Origin of the sequence: Viridibacillus sp. FSL R5-0888, assembly GCF_038009105.1 — a bacterium.
Lineage (GTDB): Bacteria > Bacillota > Bacilli > Bacillales_A > Planococcaceae > Viridibacillus > Viridibacillus arenosi.
The window spans coordinates 2,787,947-2,805,632 of record NZ_JBBPAU010000001.1 but is presented as its reverse complement, the minus strand read 5'-3'; the positions used below and the strand labels follow the sequence as shown (position 1 = coordinate 2,805,632).

Below are 17,686 nucleotides of genomic sequence, written 5' to 3'. Positions count from 1 at the left end.
CAAAATGAAGCGATATAGATATATACTTGTTATTGTAATCTTAATTAGTAGTGTGAGTTTCATTAACCAGCCGAAGATAGAAGCAAAAACGAGTTTAATGACACAATATGTACAAGCAGATGTATTAAACATTCGTATGAAAGCTACAACAAATTCAAAAAAATTGGGTCAATTAAAGAAAAATGAGAAAGTGAAAGTGATTAGCACATCAAAAGGCTGGTCAAAAATTCAATATAAAAAAGGAACAGCTTATGTTTCTTCCACCTATCTAAACTCAAAAAAAGCTGTACAAAAAGTGACGGGGAATTTGCTACCTAAAATAGGGAAGTATACTTACAAAAATTATGAAGAAGACATTTATTATGGAAATAGTACCGAATCTTATGTAAAAATAAAAGGAGGTGTTAAAGCAAAGTCTAAAAATGGAGTGGAAACATCTTATTTGGAAAATAGCAAGCATTTCACCTATTTATCCCCAACAGGGCATACAAGTTTTCGACTGAACTACCCATTAACAAAGGGGAAAAAATGGAAAAATGAGCAAGATGAGATTCAAATCCAAGATGTAAATATGTCAGTTAAAACTGCAGCGGGCTCTATTAATGAAGTTGTCAAAGTTCGAATAGATCACAATATCTATAATACGTATTCCCATTATTACATTGCACCAGGGAAAGGTATTGTTATGTGGAAACTAAACGGTAAGAAAAAATTCCAATTGGCGAAGTATACAAAGTGAAGAATGTACAAAAAAGCTCAAGCCACGTTTGCGTGGCTTGAGCTTTTAATCTATTATCTGAGCTTGAAAAAACGTACGACAAAAAAAATGATTGTACCAAATAGGATGGCAAGGAAAAGTGGCATCTCATAGACTCCAAGTAAACTTTCACCACCACGAGCTATATGCACATCATTCCAAATATTAAAGGCGAAAAACAATAGAATTTCATTTTTTACAAAATTTAATAGTAACATTGAATTCTTATAAAGCCTTTCGGTATTGTCAGCTGTTAATGTACTATAGTTATGCAAATGTGGTTTTTGCTCCAGTACATGACAGAATAACCATAATACTACTCCTATAATTGGTGGTAAAAAGAACATCCATCTCGGGCCCCAGTCATCTGGTACACCCAATGCATTATAATGTGTTGGAACTTCAGAAGGTAGACTAGACCATTGTGTAATTCCATAAATAATTGCTACTACAAATATTCCGATAGCCAAAATATCAAATGTCGTTCTCACAGCAGAACGGGGAATAACTAACTTAGGTTGATTGAACATGTGATAACCCCCTTTATTTGTTTACGAGCGAAGAAAGAGAAAGTTTCATAATAATTACTAAAATACTCAATTTTTAACATTAGTAATTATTGTTGCAAGTATATTTATGGTATAAATATAAAAAGGTTACTACAGAACAATTAGGAGGTATCTTGATGAATCCCCAAATAACTAGTAGGCAACGCAGAATTTTATGTTCACAGAAGAAAGTAAAAGCTGATTTTATATTACGAAATGCTCAGGTAGCTGATGTATTCAACTTACAATGGAGAATGGCTGATGTTGTTGTCTCAGAAGAATACATTGTGGCAATTGATCCTGATGGTCAATTTGAAGCAGAGTATGAAGAAGATGCGCAAGGAAGATATGTTATTCCAGGCCTTATTGACGGTCATATCCATATTGAATCATCGATGTTAACGCCATCAGAATTTAGCCGTATTTTACTACCACATGGAATTACGACGGTGATTACAGATCCACATGAAATTGCTAACGTCTCTGGGGTAAATGGGATTCAATACATGTTAGATAATGCTGAAAATGCAGCGATGGATATTCATGTAATGCTACCATCGAGTGTCCCTTCAACATCATTTGAAAATTCTGGAGCAGTGTTAGAAGCTAAGAATTTAGCGCCATTCTTAACTCATCCAGATGTACTTGGTTTAGCTGAAGTTATGGATTTTCCAGCCGTATTAGAAGCTAATGAAAAGATGCTTGCGAAAATTGAACAAACTGAATCTACTAAGAGAATTATTGATGGCCATGGTGCGGGATTATCCCCTCAGCAAATTCGGGGATATCGTGCCGCTGGTATTCAAACCGATCATGAATGCGTAACGGCAGATGAGGCTAGAAATCGTGTGAAGCAAGGTATGTATGTACTCATTCGTGAAGGTTCTGCAGCCAAAAATCTTCGTGCATTACTACCTGCAGTAACACCGACAAATGCACATCGCTTCCTATTTTGTACAGATGATAAACATCTTGACGAACTCATGCAAGAGGGGAGTATTAATTATGACATTGCACTCGCAATTGAAGAGGGAATGGAACCGCTACAAGCAATCCAATTAGCCACACTTAATGCAGCCAATTGCTATCAACTACTACATAAGGGTGCTTTAGCGGAAGGATTTATTGCAGACTTTATTCTACTCGAAGATCTCAATAGTTGTGAGCCAAAAACTGTATGGAAAAATGGCGAAAAGGTTGCCGAACATGGTCAGATACTACAAAAGAAGCAAAGAGAAAATTATGTTCCAACTGCTATTATGCAATCTGTGAATATTCCCGCATTGACTGAATCCGATCTGGCGATTCCTTTTATAAAAGGCTCAAAAGCGAATGTTATTGAAATTCAACCAAATCAGATTATGACGACGAAGTTGATAGCTGATGTTACTGTTGAAGATGGTGTTTTCATACCCTCAGTAGAAAATGATATGTTGAAATTGGCTGTTATTGAACGTCATCATCAACTTGGGAATATTGGTCTTGGTATCACACATGGCTTTGGACTTCGAAAGGGAGCTGTTGCGACTACTGTTGCTCACGATTCTCACAATGCACTTGTGCTAGGAACAAATGACGAGGACATGTTACTTGCTGTTGAAGCATTGCAGAATATGCAAGGGGGCTATGTTGTTGTAGCAGAAGGACAAATATTAAGTGCTCTTCCTTTGCCAGTTGCAGGGCTAATGACAGATCAACCAGCTCCTATTGCAAAAAAACAACTGTACGAATTGCATGAAGCATTATTACAGCTCAATCCAGATTTAGACTTTCATCTATTTCTGACATTATCGTTCATTAGCTTACCTGTAATACCAGACATAAAACTAACAGATACCGGATTATTTGATGTAGTAAATTTCAAACACATTGCTGTTGAAGTAGAGTAGACTATCAAAAAAGCTAGTTTGAATAATAATTTGTTTTATTACATGAGTAGTTGATTGGAGCGTAGCGACGAAGCGACTTGGCGCACGCCCGCGGAAAGCGTCCACCGTAGCGGAAATCAACGGTCTTATATATTTATATTTATTTAAAATAAAAAAGCTATAGATAAATCTAGATTTTTTCGAGTTTGTCTACAGTAAATAATTAAACTGGGGGCTGCTGCCAATAATAAATACCTATTTATAATTTTGCTTTAGAGTCAATATAAGTGACATGAAAATTATGATAGGAGTGGAAGAATGGTTGAATTAAATACAGAAAGACTAAAACTAATACCATTAAATCTAGAAAACTTGAAGTTACTAATTCATAATCAAAGAGAAGTAGAAATAAAGTTATCTTTAAATGCATCAGATGAATTCTTGAATGAAGAGCTTAAACTAGCTCTGAAATTCAGGCTATCAAAAGTAAGGGAGAATCAGCAAGATTATATATGGTGCACCAATTGGCTAATTATATCGAGAGATAAAAACTGTACAGTTGGTGGTATCATGTTAAAAGGTCGCCCAAATGAAGATGGTGAAGTAATTATTGGTTATTACACTCTTCCTCAATATCAGGGAAAAGGCTATATGACTGAAGCCGTTAATAATATTAAAAGTTGGTTGTTAAATCAGCCTGAGGTTAAGTTTGTTATAGCAGATACTGATAAAAACAATATTGCATCGCATAGGGTGTTAGAAAAATCAGGAGCAGAAATCTATAAGGAAACGGAATACTGCTACTTCTGGAGATTTTTCTGAAATATATTACAAAATCAAAAAGCTAAGAGCCAGCATTTTAATGTTGGCTCTTTTATGTCTGGAAAATAACATATATCTCGTTCGTTAGATTGGATTTGTACAGTAGTGCTTATTCCAAACTCTATTTCAATTTATCAATAAAAAGTTCTTCATGCATAAGCTGAATCGAGTGTCCTGTAGCAATTAGTTGTTCAGCTTTCAGAAATTTACTACTTTTATGACCGGACTCAGAGCGTTCAATACTATTGCGACTAATGACTAAATAATCGGTCTGTTTAGATACTACATTGCTAAAGATACCCCCTACTTGCCGTAATTTTTGCGCAGCAGAGGAACGAGTCATGCCTTGTAAGCCACCAGTAAAGACAACCGTTTTTCCTTTGAAAAAAGGCCCCTTTATACTTGAAGTTACATTTTGACTATTCTCGATAGAAAGATTGAATAAGCTATTTATATGTTGAATATTTTTCATCTTACTAATTGTAAGTACAATGCTAGCAATCAAGTCAGCATTCTCCATAGATAATGGGATTGATAAATTAGATGCAACAGAGGTTAATTTATAATTTGGTAAATCTGGAAAAGATTTTTGAGCTAATTCGAATGAACATCCGTATTGACAATAAGGGGGAAGTTGTTGAATACTCTCGCATGATTCTTGAATGACATTTTCATCATATTTAACATAATGCGCAACAACATATTGATTGTTTAGCCAACGACATAATGTTGGATAGAATTCTTTAAAGGTCGGCGCAAGTTGTACCATTTCAGTTGTTAAACCATGTTGATGTGTATGATACTCATCAAATGGTTGTTCTGGATTGATATATGTATATAGGGTGTCTTGGATTTCTCCGTTCACCACTTTTACTAATCCGATCGAACAAATACTATCGCGCCATTGGTTGGCTGTTTCAATATCAATGGCTACAAAATCCATATGAAATCCTCCTAAGTTGAAAAAATATTAATCTATTATAACAATTATTTTTTAAAAAATGGGTACTGTGCAGTAATAATACTGGATGATCTTTCTCGTTAAATTGCAATGAAAATGAAATCCCGCCAACTAATATATTGGCGGGATTTTCTTATGAATAAGTTAAATTATGTTCACTACGAATCTTTTCAAGTAATGCGTGGCAACCTTCAGTAACAAGGTCATATGTCTCCTGGAAGTCGCCAGTAAAATATGGGTCAGGGACATCTTTTTTATGATCTGTTAGATCGAGTAGACGCAGGATTTTCGGATGATTAGGTTGACCCGTCATTTCGTAAATATTCATGATATTACTATTATCCATACCTACTATATATTCAAATTGCTCAAAATCTTCTTTTTTCAATTGACGACCAGCCATACCAGCAGAAGAAATATTATTTTTCTCTAAAATTGCAAGCGTACCTTCGTGCGGAGGTTCTCCAATATGCCATGATCCTGTAGCTGCAGAATCAACTGTCACTTTGTCATCTAAGTTTTGTTTCTTTAATAAGTCTCGGAATAATGCTTCGGCCATAGGTGAGCGGCAAATGTTCCCGAGGCAGACAAATAAAACGTTAATCATATCTATATCTCCTATACGAAAGAATATTTTTGATACTTCGAGTGCTTATGGGCTTATATAATCAATTTTACGACGATTATGGATTGAAGACAAGTTTATAGTTTATTTTTAGTTAAAAAGGTGATAATTGTTCTTAAATTAATTATAGTTCAAAGGTACTAATTTTATAGTGTGCTAGAAGGGGGTTTATGGTATCATATTAATGTTGATTGAAAAGTTAAATCAATTATTTAAAAGAGTATTTAATAAATCAATTAATTAATAAAGTGAAACGAAATGCAAATAAATTATTGCTTTGTTATTGAAGAATCAGTATTTTTTATATGAATAATGGTGTCGTATAAACACCTAATTTAGCTAAAAATAATATTTGTGCATTCGTTTTTTTGCAGTTATTTATAAAAGGGGTAGTAAATATGCTTCAATCGATTTTATCGAATCTATCGATTATTTTATTAATGCATTTAATCATCCAGGCACTTAATAATTACAAAAAACACTTACCGAATATGCTATATCTTTTTTTACTCGTTATGACAGTTTCAGCATCAGTTATCACAATGTTTTATTTACCAATCGAATTTGAGGGGTATCGAGTAGATTTAAGAATGATTCCGTTAATTTTTTTAGCTTATTTTGGTAATTGGAGATTGACACTTCCCATCTTATTGATTGTATGTGTTTGGCGTGTTTTGATAGGGGGGGTGGGTACTATACCGGGTATCTTATTTGGTATGATTGGTCCTACCTTATTAACATTAGCTGTCTATAAAAACAACAAATTTTCTAGTAGTTATTTAGATAAGATTCTTCTTTTTACGGCATGTTGGTTTATCTCAGATTTTCCTATTATTTTTATTATTCCAAACGGCCTAGAAATATTTAAAAGCATATTTTTTTTACGATATACTTCATTGCTAGGAGCAGCATCTGTTTTGTATTATTTTGTTTTGATGGAACGAAAACGATACAATTTGAATAATCAACTAGAATTTATAGCTTGGCATGACTCATTAACGAAGTTATTAAATCGAAATAAGTTCTTTGAAATTGTAGAAGAAAAGAGAAAAGCAACAAATGAAAATCACTATTTAGCGATGGTTGATCTTGATTATTTTAAGAAGTTAAATGATACATATGGTCATGTAGTAGGTGATCAAATTTTAAGTGAGATTGGAAGCATATTTAAAAACTATGAAAATGAGTATGTAAAGGTTGGGAGATATGGTGGCGAAGAATTTATCATATACCAAGGACATACTAATTTTGATCAGGCTGTTCAGTACCTTGAGGCAATTCAAAAAGAGATACGTACTACCCCATTTTATATTGATGAGGATTTATCAACATATGTAACGGTCTCTATTGGTATTGCGGAATTGAAGAAAGGTATGAATTTACAAGAAGCAGTGAAACGAGCAGATCAGAACTTGTATATCGCAAAGGAAAAAGGGAGAGATCAAATCGAAGCATTAGAGGTTCAAACTAAACGCATTTCGATAACTGTAGGTGCGGAATAGAGTATTTATTGAGAGGGGAAACTAAAATTATGTCACCTATTCAACGAGGGGATAAAGTAAATGAAAGAAAAATACGGTATGACTCTACAGTTGTAGAGTATAGTTGTATCCTGTTAAAAGCTCAAAATCAAAATTTTGTACTTTTTCATGAAATAATGGATTCCTTCACGATGATAGCAAACCAAACAAAGTTAACCATTTCTAAAGGTAGTTATACAATTGCATATTACTGGAAAAATCGTCCGTATAATCTATATATATGGAGAGATAATAAAGGGAATTATATAGGTTCCTATTTTAATATCGTGAAAAATACATATATGATAGATAATTTGGTATCGTTTGAAGACTTGATTATTGATATTTTGGTACTTCCGAATGGAGACTATTTTATTTTAGATGAAGATGAGTTACCTGAGCCGTTAAATCAATTTGAAGATGGATCTGTCCAACAAACTCTGAACTCATTAACAGAGTCACTTGATATGCTTCTTTCTCAAATTATTTCAGAAACTGAGAATCTCTATAAACATGAAGAACTCCTTCCTTTGTTGAACAACAGAAAATATTAAAACGTTTGTTTTTTTGATTTGAACTTTCAAAAACTGGTGAATTAGTTGATTAGCGAATACAAAATGATCAATATTTTTTATAAAAGAACAATCCTAGTAAATAGGATAGGGTATGTTTTGATTCTTCTTTTTTTAAATCATGCTCTTTCTATGTTTCAAAGCTACAACTTCTTAGAAAATTTAAAGGTATATTTCTTTCTTATTCATCATAAATATAAAATTATATTTCCTATTAATTAATTTACTATTCAGAAATTAAGTGATAGAATATAGTAATATTAAAAACTAAAATTATCCGCTAGCCTTATTGAAATCATTTTAGAAGATAAAAATTCTGAATATGAAGTCATGTACATGCAAGCGGATTTTTTTGTATTTTCTAGAAGCCAGCAAATGAATCTACACAAATTCGAGCTAGTGAAAGGAATGATGCAGATGGAATTAATGAAAAAGGATATTGGTAAATGGGTGATTTCTCAAAATCTTGATGGTTATATTTTATCTATTGATGCAGAGGGAAAAGCTGCAGTTGTTAAATTTTTTGATGGTGTACAACAAAAAGATCGCATTGTTCAATTCGAAAATTTAAAACTAAATGACGAAGACAAATTGCAACTACAAGATTTACTAGCGCTACAAGAATTAGCGTTAGATACTAATGACAAAAAGTGGTTCGATGAATTAAGCAGACAAATAGCGAAATATAAAGTAGAGTTTTAGATGAATAGCTTAAGCAAAAGATATTTAATAATGAAGATTAGTATACTAGAAAACATCTGCCTAAAAGTAAACAAATATAAACTAATAAAGAAGCAGGGCTGCAACTAAAATTGCAAACCTGCTTTTTATAATCTTATCCTTCTAATTTCACCAAATAATCAATGATTCCCATAGCAGAAACTGCCGTATCTAGCGGTATCACTTTGAAAACAGGGTGATTAAGCATTAAACCATGTTGTAACACATAATCATTTACAACTGCATTCAAACGTTTTTCTAAATCTCGTGATCTCGCATAAAACTCCTCTTTTGCCGCCATTGCTTTTTTACCTTCTTCTAAGAAAATCGGTAACCAGTAACGAACTTGTTCATATGCCATATTAGGCTCATAGTAAACACCATAATGGCCAAAGTATAGCTGACTTGGCGCAAGCTTTTCATATAACTGAATTGACTGCTCCATTGCATCAGGGTCGAATTGATTTGGTGACGTAGAAGGAAGGATTAAGTCGAAGTCTTCTTCCAAAAGTTCCGGATAATATACTCCAGTAGTATCTCCAACAAAAATCCCCTTGCTCTTACTATCATGGATAGAGATATGGTGATTAGCATGACCTTTTGTATGATAGAAAGTCAAAGTTGTTTCACCGAGTACTAGTTGATCTCCATCTTCAACAGACCGCATTCGTGCTTCTTCTACAGGTAAAATAGGGTCAAATAGAGTATCAAATTGATCACCGTAAACAGATTGTGCACTGGCAATGAGGCGACTAGGATCTACTAAATGACGTACTCCTTTTGGATGCACAATCAGTTCTGCATTTTTGCATTTCTCCATAAATAACCCAGCACCACCTGCATGATCTAAATGGATATGTGTCAATATCAAATAGTCTACATCTTCAGGAGCCACGCCTAGCGCCTGAAGTCCTTGCATGATATAAGGTACAGAAGGACTTGCAGATGTTTCGATTAATGCAATTTTTTTATCCTTTAACAAATAAGAACTCGTCCGATTTGGTCGTCCTAAATCATACGTATCGATGCAAAATAACCCTTCGCTAATCTGTTCAATCTTTTCCATCAGACTCGCCTCCAATATATGTAGTTTATATTAAGTGTAAATAGATTGAGAGAAAATGTAAAAGGAAAAGATTGATGCTAAAGAATTAGGGGAGTTATAGGAACATTTAATTTGCCTACTAAGACGTATGTATTCATGTAAATTACAATAAAGTGGGCTTGAGTATAAGGCTTTAAGCTATTAATGTAGTATTAGCAAATATCAAAAAAGCCCATGGGAAATTTTGATTTCCATGGGCTCTAATATCACAACTTAAATTGCTGAATTTCTTTTTGAAGTGATATCGATTTTGCATTTAAATCTTGTGCAATGCTATGGACTTCTTGCATTGAAGCTACTTGCTCTTCGATTGAGCTAGATACCGCCTCAATTTGAACTGAAGTACCATCTGAATGGTTTGCTATTTCTGATATTGAAGCTGCAACTTCTTCGGCGCTAGCGGAAATTTCTTCAGAAGCGGCAGAAATTTCTTCAATTTGGGATGTCATTGAACGTACAGCACCTGTGATGGAGCGGAATGAAACATCAGCTTGCTCAATAATCTTGACACCTTCTTCAACAGTCATCAATCCTTGTGAGACACCATTTTCAACATTTTTTGTATCTCGTTGAATAGTGGCTGTTAAGTTAACGATCTTGTTGGCTGATAATTTTGATTCCTCTGCCAGTTTTCGAACCTCATCTGCTACAACAGCAAAGCCTTTACCATGTTCTCCAGCACGTGCGGCTTCAATCGCTGCGTTTAAAGCTAGTAAATTCGTTTGCTCAGTTATTCCTGTTATTACTTTTGTAATATTTTCAATTTCCACAGTTTGTAATCCGAGTTGTTTTGTTAATTCTGTTACCAGTACAGTTGCATCGTAAATATTTTGCATTTGTTCTTTTGCATCAATTAGTTTATTCTGACCTTCTTCTGCAACAGTCAGAGTATCAATTGCGGTTGTGTGTAAAGTTTGCGTTGATTCAGTAATACGTAGAACTCCAGAAGCTGTTTCGTCCATAGCAATAACACTTTCTTTAGCAGCTGCCGATGACATAGAAGCATTTAAAGAGGTTGTTTCAATGCTAGTCGAAACATTCTCTGAAGATTGTGATACTTCTTCTGTACTTGCCGATAATTCTGCTGCAGAAGTAGATAAATGTTCTGCACTATTATTCGTTGCAAGTATTAAATTACGTAAATTCTGCTTCATTTCGTTAAAGGAATCTGCTAGTTCACGAAGTTCATCCTTAGTGCGAATTGTGATCTCAGGCTGTGATAAATCGCCTTTTGCTATTAGCTTAACTCCTTCATTTAACCTACGAACAGGGGTAGAAATCATTCGTGTAATAGTGATACAGATGATTGTCGCAACAACTAGATTTACTATGAAATTAATAATAGCCGAAAGAGTTGCGTAACTTGTTTTATCTTTTGCATCAAGTTGAATTTTCTCTAATTGTTCGTTTTGGTATGTAAGCATATCTTCAGCATTGGTTAAAACTCTGTCATTTATAGGCTGTATTTGTTCATTCATCAATTGGGTTGCTTTAGTGACATTACCGGTTTGATGTACATAAATTGTTTCTTTTGTATAACGATCAAACTCTTGTTTAGCAGCGATTGAATCTGCAACTAATTCTTTCATCGTATCAGATCGGACCATTGTTTCTAGTTCGGCTAATTTTTCATCAAAAATGGCTTGATGATCTCGTAATGATTCCAAAGATTTACTATGTTTTTGCAATAAATATCCACGTAAATAAGACCCTTGTAGAGCCATTTCATATTGAATATCATCCACTAATCTAATTTGAACAAATCGTCTATCTACCAATTCATCGAAACTTTTATCAATTTCACGAGTATGTTTTACCGTAAAAATCGAGGAGATACCTATGAGAATAACCATCAACGTAAATCCTAATAATATTTTTTTCCCTATCTTCAATAATATCACTACTTTCTATTGTATTTAGTGAAAACAATTGACTATAATACTTTTAACTTACATCTCTTTACATATTATAAGGAATATTGATATAAATTTCACCTAATTTATTTCGGTTTATGAATCTTTTTACCTGAACTATTGTAACTACTCATATGGAATATACCATCTATTACGAGGATATGATAATTCTAAAAAATAAAATGAAGTGATTTAATGTTGATTAATAAGCGAGATTACAAGATTTATAAGGTTTCTATAGAGAATATTGAAAGTGTAATTAGTTTGTGTTTAGCTTTATTAAAGGAATTAGGTGAAATCAAATCTTATGAAGAGGAGCTTATAATTGTAAATTCTACAAGAGAGTATAATGAGATGGAGTTATTTTTATAAATAAGCCTTCTTAAATAATTTATAGGGTAAAGAAAAAAGAAGATGATCCACATAATTCGGGATCATCTTCTTTTAATATTGGAAAATTTCTAACTTTTGTCCAGCTTCAATAGTTTCTGTGTTTAATTTATTCCATTGCTTTATGGAAGTAACTTTAACATTATAGGTTTCTGCAATATGATTCAGTGAGTCGCCGTCTCCTACTTTAATGGTAGTTTTATTTTTTACTGGTTTGTCATATTGAGTGAGGTCATATTCAGCGATGAGTTTGTTTAGTTTTTTGTTATATTTTGAATCGGTCGCGTAAGATCCTGTTAAATGCTTTGTGGCATCTTTAAAGGATTTTGTATTACTTTTGAAAACACCTGTGTAAAACTTTTTATTCCAAGAAAGACCATTACGTAGTAAACGTACATAATCCTCCAAAGATTCTTCGTAGGAAGGGTATTTGCGGAAATCAGCCATTACTGTTGTCATATTACCTTTGCCATCATCTTCAGACGTTTCAAGTTTCACTGAGTCGTTTTTATATTTTCCCTTAATGCCAAATAAATTATTGTTAGGCGAGGAACCGAGGCCGCTTTGTCCATACTGGCTCTCTAAAGTTGCTTGAGCAATCATTACAGAAGCGTATAGGTCATTTTCTGCTGCAAGTGTCCGAGCAGTTTCCGAAATGGAACCGATAAACTCTTCGACACTTTTTGTTTCTTCAACGTATTCTTGTTCAGAAGTATTGGCTTCGTTACGTGAATTTTCAAATTGCTGCACTAGTACATAAATCCCTATGCCGATAATTGCGAAAAATACGATCATACCTGTTAGTAATTTTGCTAGTAGTTTCATTCATTTAATGGTATTGCAAATCTGCAAAACCTTCCTCCTTCCATATATTATCGAAAAATATTAAAGTCTTACTATTCCTAACTATTGTAAAGCAATTAGATAAAGGAAAGCAAAGATATCTTTCCATAGAGCATGTAATTAATAGGACGTGTTCGAAAGTGAGATAGTTCCTTATTTCAATTCCATTTCCCATTTTAGATTTAAGTAAACATTATTATCAAATGAGATTGGAATGGATAACATAAAGAAAGCGACCAACTCTAAATAGAGTCGCTCGCTAATACTAGTATTATTTTCTTCCAATAACTGCACCCAACTTGAACATTAATAACTGAATCTATTAAACATCAATATAGATAGACTGAAATAATGGAAGAGGAGATTCAATCACTATCCTATTTTTCTTTTACTTATACTTCTCTGTTTGCCATTGGCTAAACTATTTACAACCATTCCGACTATTACAAGAATCATGCCGAACAATGAAAGACCTTTCGGAAAAGATCCATTTAGTAATATCACTTCACCTATAACAGTGAAAATCATTGCACCAGCCTGCGTTGATTCAACAGCTGCAAGTAGACCCATATTGTTTTTTGCCATATCTGTAGCTAAGAAGAAAAGAAGACTTGCAATCACACCGGAAGATAAAGCTAATAGTAGTGCTTGTCCAAATTGTGAGCCGGTCGGTAATCCAACTGTAACAGTTCCATAAATACCAAATATAATAGCAACTGGTAAACTACTAATGGCCATTCCTAATGTACGTTGGAAAGTATCGATTCTTCCTTGACACATCTCCATCATTTTACGATTGCCTAATGGATATAAAAAGGCGGCAATGACAACAGGTATAAACCCTAAAATAAATGCTTTAACACTTATATGCCCCGCTTGATTTACTTGCATTAAAATTACTCCAATTAAAATAATGACAGATACACGTAAACTTTTAAAAGGAATCTTTTGTCGGACTTTTTTATCTCCATCAACGTTCGGTACCGTTACAAAGAACAACGGAGAAAGTAATGCACCTGCTAAAATAGTAACTTGCCAAGTACCGGATGTTAACCACGATGGACCATAAACGGCTGCAAAACTTAATAATGAATAAAAACCTACTCCACCGAGTGTTCCCCATAATAACCATTGAAAAGGGTTTTTTCTCATTTCACGAAATAATTGTCCTAAATTTTTTCTGAATGCTACGATGAGAAGAAGGAATGGAATGGCCAATATAAATCGTAAAGAAGCTGTCCATGCCCAACTTGTTCCATCAAGATTCATTGCTCGATTTATTATAAATGTAGCTGAAAAAAATAGGGAAGACAAAATCCCAACTACTACTGCTTTCATAATTTATCACCTCTATTTAAATTCTTTCACGGTGATAAATAATATACCTTTTTTGAAATAAAGTAAAGTATAATATACTATAATATAGTTTATTTTGACTCGAAAAGGTATGCTATAATTTATTGAATATTATAAAAGTTAAGTATAAATATAAAAGGAGTGAATAAATATGAGTTCAAATAAGGATGAAACACAACAATTGATTCAATTTGTGGGAACGAAACTTCGTGAACTAAGAAAGGAACAAAAATTAAGTTTAGAGGACTTGGCAGCTAAAACAGGAGTAAGTAAATTAACACTAGGTAACATTGAACGTGGTGAAACAAACCCTACATTAGGAATGATATGGAAAGTTGCGAATGGTCTTTCAGTACCTTTAATGGCGCTATTAAAACCGGAGAATAATATCAATATTTTACGTGCGGGACAAGGACCAAAATTATTTGGAAATGATCAGGAGTGGGTAATTGAGCCCTTATTTAATGACGTTAGAGGAAGTACGGAAATGTATCGTGCATACTTAAAACCTCGTTGTAAGTATGAACCTGAAGCCCATCATCCAGGAGCTATAGAAATTGCGACGGTTATGGCAGGAGAAGTCGAAATAACGATAAGAGAGTCATCCTATACACTTAATAAGTTTGACTCAATTCAATTTGTTGCGAGCGAAAAGCACTCATACACAAACTTAACAGATGAACAGGCTGTACTCCATTTAGCGATAAATTATAAATGATTGATGTACATAATTGTATAGATAAAATTGGCTGTATGAATATCATCGTAAAAATAAATAAGGGTATACTGTTAATACATTAACCGTGAGAGGCTGTGACGTATGAAAAGATCACTTACTATGGTGTGTAGTTTACTAATTGCGATGGTACTAATATTTACATTGAGTCCTTTAACAATGCATGCTGAAACGAAAAAAGCAGTGACGGTAAAGACTCACAAATTTATGTTTAATAACAATATAAAATACCCGCAAATAAGTGGTATGAAGAATAAAAAACGACAAAAACAAATCAATTTAAACTTCAAAAAATTAGCTAAGCAAGATTATAAAGAACGAAAGAAGATACTAAAAAGATACGACAAAGATCGAAAAGAACTTGGGTTATCAAAAAAAGAGTATGCTCCATATGAGTACAAAACTTTTTTTACAGTCAAATACAATCAGAATAACAAAGTTAGTATCGTGAAAACAAAGTATTACTATACTGGCGGTGCGCATGGTGAGTATTACAGTGAAAGCTATAATTATAATACGAACTCTGGTAAAGAAGTGACACTGAAACAAAATTTCAAAACCACTGCTGCATATAAAAAAGCGGCTACTTGCACAGTGAAGAAAATCCTTACCGATAAAGAAAAATACCCATTAGCTGATAAAAATTTGAATTTAACTTTGACGCCTTATTATTGGACGAATTCAAAATCAGGGATTAATCTCATTTTCCAAATATACGAAATCGCTCCTTATTCATCTGGTCAAATAGAATTACCAATGGAAACAACATGTGAATAGGAGTTAGTAAATTTATATTGATGTTGAATTATTTAAAACTAAAAGCCATTTAATCACTGTATATGATTAAAGGGCTTTTAAAATTATTTTTTTCAATAAATGCACATTATATCTTTTCTTGGAGCAATTTTATAAATTTACTCACTGCTGGAGACATATAACGATTCTTCATATGAACAATACCTAATTGGATAAAAGAAAAGTTTGCAATATTCAAATCAATTGTAACCATAGAAGATTCAATCATTCCACCATGATCTTGAAAAGAGTAATCCAAGCCAAATGTTAGTGCACCGTCTTTAACAGCATTATGAATTGCAACGGTATTATTCGTATTAAAGAGGACATCAGGTTTACCATAGCGGGCAATGATGTTGTTTAAGTACCATAAGATAAAATCATCGCGATAAACAACGAGTGGATATTGAAGCAGCTGTTCAGGGGTGATGCTTTTTTGCATTGCTAATGGTGAATCAGAAGAAACACCTACGACCAATTTACAATCACGAAGCTTTTCAATGGTAAGACCATTTAGTTTATCGAGTACTTTTTCATACAAAATGAGGACGCCAATATCAATTCGATCTTGTAGTAAATCTGAGAGAATATCCTTTGAACCACCTTCGAAAATATCTATGTCTACTTTTGGGTACACCTTCTTAAAATCAGAAACAGCACTTACAAATAGGTGCATAGGGCTTGGAATTGTCGCAATACGCAATTGTCCGGTAAGCTCATTTTGTAGATTTTCCACTTCTGATTCCATTTCTTTCATAAGCTGAATAATTTGATTTGCTTTTTCTAGTATCTTCTTTCCTTCCTCAGTCGGGACAGTACCTTGGCGAGAACGGTGGAAAATAGTAATTTGTAGCTCATTTTCTAATGTAGATAACGACTGACTAACAGCAGAAAGCGTCACATGTAGTTTCTCTGAAGCCTTTGTCAAAGATCCACAGTTCGCAATTTCAACTATGTACTCCAATTGCTCTAATTTCAAATTCTGCACATCCTTAAGAATTATTAAAGTTAGATTAAATATAATTAAATTTTACTAAAACAATAGGAGTGTTACAATAATGCCATATTACACAAGTACTAATTGAGGAAGAGGGTAAAAACAATGAAATTAGAAAATAAAGTAGCAGTAGTAACTGGTGGAGCAAGTGGTATTGGTGAAGCAACTGTCCGTTTATTTGCACAAGAAGGCTCAAAAGTAGTCATTGCCGATTTCTCTGAACGTGGCGAAGAAGTAGTTGCGGATTTAAAAGCACAAGGATTTGAAGCTTTATTTGTAAAAACAGATGTGACAAGTGAAGAAGACGTCAAAAACATGGTAGCTAAAACAGTTGAAACTTTTGGATCATTAGATGTCATGTATGCAAATGCGGGAATTGCTCAGGATGGACCGATTCACGAACTATCAGTAGAAAAATGGCAAAAAACAATCGACATCAACTTATCTGGTATTTTCTTAAGTGATAAATTTGCTATTGAACAAATGCTAAAACAAGAAAATCGAGGCGTAATCGTTAACTGTGGATCGATTCATAGCCATGCAGGTAAAGCGGGCGTAACTGCTTACGCATCAGCAAAAGGTGGCGTTAAACTGTTAACCCAATCTCTTAGCCTAGATTACGCTAAAGAAGGTATCCGCGTAAATGCAGTATGCCCAGGTTACATCGATACACCACTTATTAAAGGACGAAACGAAGCAACTAACCAACATTTAATCGCTCTACATCCAATGGGCCGCCTTGGCACACCAGAAGAAGTAGCAAAAGCAGTACTATTCCTAGCAAGTGAAGATTCTTCATTTGTAACAGGTACGACATTATTAGTTGATGGTGGATATACTGCACAATAACAATCGATGATATAAATATTAAAAACGTAGTTAAAAAGACAGGAATGAATGTCTTTTTGACTACGTTTTTTTGTGTGCATATATGAAAATGGATAGCCTCTTTTTGTTATACGTACTCACTTTAGCCTTTGCTATAAAAAATAAATGGGAAAAGTTTGATCGTTTTTAATATAGTTAGAAAAAAATCACCTCTTTAGTTTTTTATAGAGGTGATTTTTTGTTGGATATATATGTTAAAATTGGTATGAAGATAGTGAAGGGATTTACTTAAACTAACTAACGAACCACTTTTGTTTAATAAGAAAACAT

17 protein-coding genes are annotated in these 17,686 nt (G+C 33.6%); 9 read left to right on the top strand and 8 right to left on the bottom strand.

All coding sequences use genetic code 11. The features are described 5' to 3' along the window. Nucleotides 1–4 precede the first annotated feature (4 nt). Complete coding sequence (locus MKY02_RS14010) at nt 5–739, top strand: SH3 domain-containing protein (RefSeq protein WP_340711411.1); 735 nt, start codon at nt 5–7, stop codon at nt 737–739. 53 nt (nt 740–792) lie between these two features. On the opposite strand, the gene MKY02_RS14005 is transcribed toward MKY02_RS14010, so the two are convergent. Further along, complete coding sequence (locus MKY02_RS14005; protein ID WP_076065958.1) at nt 793–1,287, bottom strand: DUF1648 domain-containing protein; 495 nt, start codon at nt 1,285–1,287, stop codon at nt 793–795. Nucleotides 1,288–1,442: 155 nt separating this feature from the next. Between MKY02_RS14005 and ade the strand changes: the two genes are divergently transcribed. After that, complete coding sequence (gene ade / locus MKY02_RS14000; protein WP_076035423.1) at nt 1,443–3,194, top strand: adenine deaminase; 1,752 nt, start codon at nt 1,443–1,445, stop codon at nt 3,192–3,194. 297 nt (nt 3,195–3,491) lie between these two features. Beyond that, complete coding sequence (locus MKY02_RS13995) at nt 3,492–3,995, top strand: GNAT family N-acetyltransferase (RefSeq protein WP_076065960.1); 504 nt, start codon at nt 3,492–3,494, stop codon at nt 3,993–3,995. 121 nt (nt 3,996–4,116) lie between these two features. Here MKY02_RS13995 and MKY02_RS13990 read toward each other — a convergent pair whose 3' ends face one another. Together MKY02_RS13990 and MKY02_RS13985 are read right to left on the bottom strand one after the other, a co-directional pair. Further along, nucleotides 4,117–4,938 (bottom strand): exonuclease domain-containing protein, encoded by an 822-nt coding sequence (locus MKY02_RS13990; protein WP_038189799.1) that lies wholly within the window; start codon nt 4,936–4,938, stop codon nt 4,117–4,119. 151 nt (nt 4,939–5,089) lie between these two features. Continuing rightward, nucleotides 5,090–5,563 (bottom strand): low molecular weight protein-tyrosine-phosphatase, encoded by a 474-nt coding sequence (locus MKY02_RS13985; protein WP_340711410.1) that lies wholly within the window; start codon nt 5,561–5,563, stop codon nt 5,090–5,092. A gap of 416 nt (nt 5,564–5,979) precedes the next feature. Between MKY02_RS13985 and MKY02_RS13980 the strand changes: the two genes are divergently transcribed. From MKY02_RS13980 to MKY02_RS13970, 3 genes are all read left to right on the top strand, one after another. Continuing rightward, entirely contained in the window at nt 5,980–7,083 is a 1,104-nt protein-coding gene (locus tag MKY02_RS13980; protein WP_340711409.1) for a diguanylate cyclase, read from the top strand. 29 nt (nt 7,084–7,112) lie between these two features. Next, nucleotides 7,113–7,655, top strand: coding sequence for a DUF402 domain-containing protein (locus tag MKY02_RS13975; protein ID WP_340711408.1), 543 nt, complete (start codon nt 7,113–7,115; stop codon nt 7,653–7,655). A gap of 393 nt (nt 7,656–8,048) precedes the next feature. After that, entirely contained in the window at nt 8,049–8,375 is a 327-nt protein-coding gene (locus tag MKY02_RS13970) for a hypothetical protein (protein ID WP_143690965.1), read from the top strand. Between the two features lie 133 nt (nt 8,376–8,508). Here MKY02_RS13970 and MKY02_RS13965 read toward each other — a convergent pair whose 3' ends face one another. The 4 genes from MKY02_RS13965 to MKY02_RS13950 all read right to left on the bottom strand — a co-directional run bounded on the left by MKY02_RS13965 (nt 8,509) and on the right by MKY02_RS13950 (nt 13,982). Further along, complete coding sequence (locus MKY02_RS13965) at nt 8,509–9,459, bottom strand: MBL fold metallo-hydrolase (RefSeq protein WP_038189792.1); 951 nt, start codon at nt 9,457–9,459, stop codon at nt 8,509–8,511. 245 nt (nt 9,460–9,704) lie between these two features. Beyond that, on the bottom strand, nt 9,705–11,390 hold the full coding sequence (locus tag MKY02_RS13960; protein WP_038189790.1) for a methyl-accepting chemotaxis protein: 1,686 nt from the start codon (nt 11,388–11,390) through the stop codon (nt 9,705–9,707). A 465-nt stretch (nt 11,391–11,855) separates the two neighbouring features. Further along, a complete protein-coding gene (locus MKY02_RS13955) occupies nt 11,856–12,626 on the bottom strand; it encodes a glucosaminidase domain-containing protein (RefSeq protein WP_038189784.1) in 771 nt (256 codons plus the stop codon). 390 nt (nt 12,627–13,016) lie between these two features. Then, nucleotides 13,017–13,982, bottom strand: a complete 966-nt coding sequence (locus tag MKY02_RS13950; protein WP_038189782.1) for a DMT family transporter — start codon at nt 13,980–13,982, stop codon at nt 13,017–13,019. Nucleotides 13,983–14,151: 169 nt separating this feature from the next. On the opposite strand from MKY02_RS13950, the gene MKY02_RS13945 reads away from it, so the two are divergent. After that, the gene (locus MKY02_RS13945; protein WP_340711407.1) at nt 14,152–14,718 is read left to right on the top strand and encodes a helix-turn-helix domain-containing protein; all 567 of its coding nucleotides are present in this window, start codon (nt 14,152–14,154) and stop codon (nt 14,716–14,718) included. A gap of 102 nt (nt 14,719–14,820) precedes the next feature. Next, nucleotides 14,821–15,513, top strand: coding sequence for a DUF3298 and DUF4163 domain-containing protein (locus tag MKY02_RS13940; RefSeq protein ID WP_038189778.1), 693 nt, complete (start codon nt 14,821–14,823; stop codon nt 15,511–15,513). A 106-nt stretch (nt 15,514–15,619) separates the two neighbouring features. Here the strand turns inward: MKY02_RS13940 and MKY02_RS13935 are convergent, their stop codons facing one another. Further along, nucleotides 15,620–16,510: a LysR family transcriptional regulator gene (locus MKY02_RS13935; protein WP_076065965.1), complete on the bottom strand. Its 891-nt coding sequence runs from the start codon at nt 16,508–16,510 to the stop codon at nt 15,620–15,622. 123 nt (nt 16,511–16,633) lie between these two features. Here MKY02_RS13935 and MKY02_RS13930 point away from each other — a divergent pair, with 123 nt between their 5' ends. After that, nucleotides 16,634–17,377 carry an SDR family NAD(P)-dependent oxidoreductase gene (locus MKY02_RS13930; protein ID WP_340711406.1) on the top strand — a complete coding sequence of 248 codons (744 nt, stop codon included), beginning with the start codon at nt 16,634–16,636 and terminating at the stop codon, nt 17,375–17,377. Nucleotides 17,378–17,686 lie beyond the last annotated feature (309 nt).

Coding starts and splice junctions, on each gene's coding strand:
- MKY02_RS14010 (WP_340711411.1), top strand. CDS start 5: ATGAAGCGATATAGATATATACTTGTTATTGTAATCTTAATTAGTAGT.
- MKY02_RS14005 (WP_076065958.1), bottom strand. CDS start 1,287: ATGTTCAATCAACCTAAGTTAGTTATTCCCCGTTCTGCTGTGAGAACG.
- ade (WP_076035423.1), top strand. CDS start 1,443: ATGAATCCCCAAATAACTAGTAGGCAACGCAGAATTTTATGTTCACAG.
- MKY02_RS13995 (WP_076065960.1), top strand. CDS start 3,492: ATGGTTGAATTAAATACAGAAAGACTAAAACTAATACCATTAAATCTA.
- MKY02_RS13990 (WP_038189799.1), bottom strand. CDS start 4,938: ATGGATTTTGTAGCCATTGATATTGAAACAGCCAACCAATGGCGCGAT.
- MKY02_RS13985 (WP_340711410.1), bottom strand. CDS start 5,563: ATGATTAACGTTTTATTTGTCTGCCTCGGGAACATTTGCCGCTCACCT.
- MKY02_RS13980 (WP_340711409.1), top strand. CDS start 5,980: ATGCTTCAATCGATTTTATCGAATCTATCGATTATTTTATTAATGCAT.
- MKY02_RS13975 (WP_340711408.1), top strand. CDS start 7,113: ATGTCACCTATTCAACGAGGGGATAAAGTAAATGAAAGAAAAATACGG.
- MKY02_RS13970 (WP_143690965.1), top strand. CDS start 8,049: ATGAATCTACACAAATTCGAGCTAGTGAAAGGAATGATGCAGATGGAA.
- MKY02_RS13965 (WP_038189792.1), bottom strand. CDS start 9,459: ATGGAAAAGATTGAACAGATTAGCGAAGGGTTATTTTGCATCGATACG.
- MKY02_RS13955 (WP_038189784.1), bottom strand. CDS start 12,626: ATGAAACTACTAGCAAAATTACTAACAGGTATGATCGTATTTTTCGCA.
- MKY02_RS13950 (WP_038189782.1), bottom strand. CDS start 13,982: ATGAAAGCAGTAGTAGTTGGGATTTTGTCTTCCCTATTTTTTTCAGCT.
- MKY02_RS13945 (WP_340711407.1), top strand. CDS start 14,152: ATGAGTTCAAATAAGGATGAAACACAACAATTGATTCAATTTGTGGGA.
- MKY02_RS13940 (WP_038189778.1), top strand. CDS start 14,821: ATGAAAAGATCACTTACTATGGTGTGTAGTTTACTAATTGCGATGGTA.
- MKY02_RS13930 (WP_340711406.1), top strand. CDS start 16,634: ATGAAATTAGAAAATAAAGTAGCAGTAGTAACTGGTGGAGCAAGTGGT.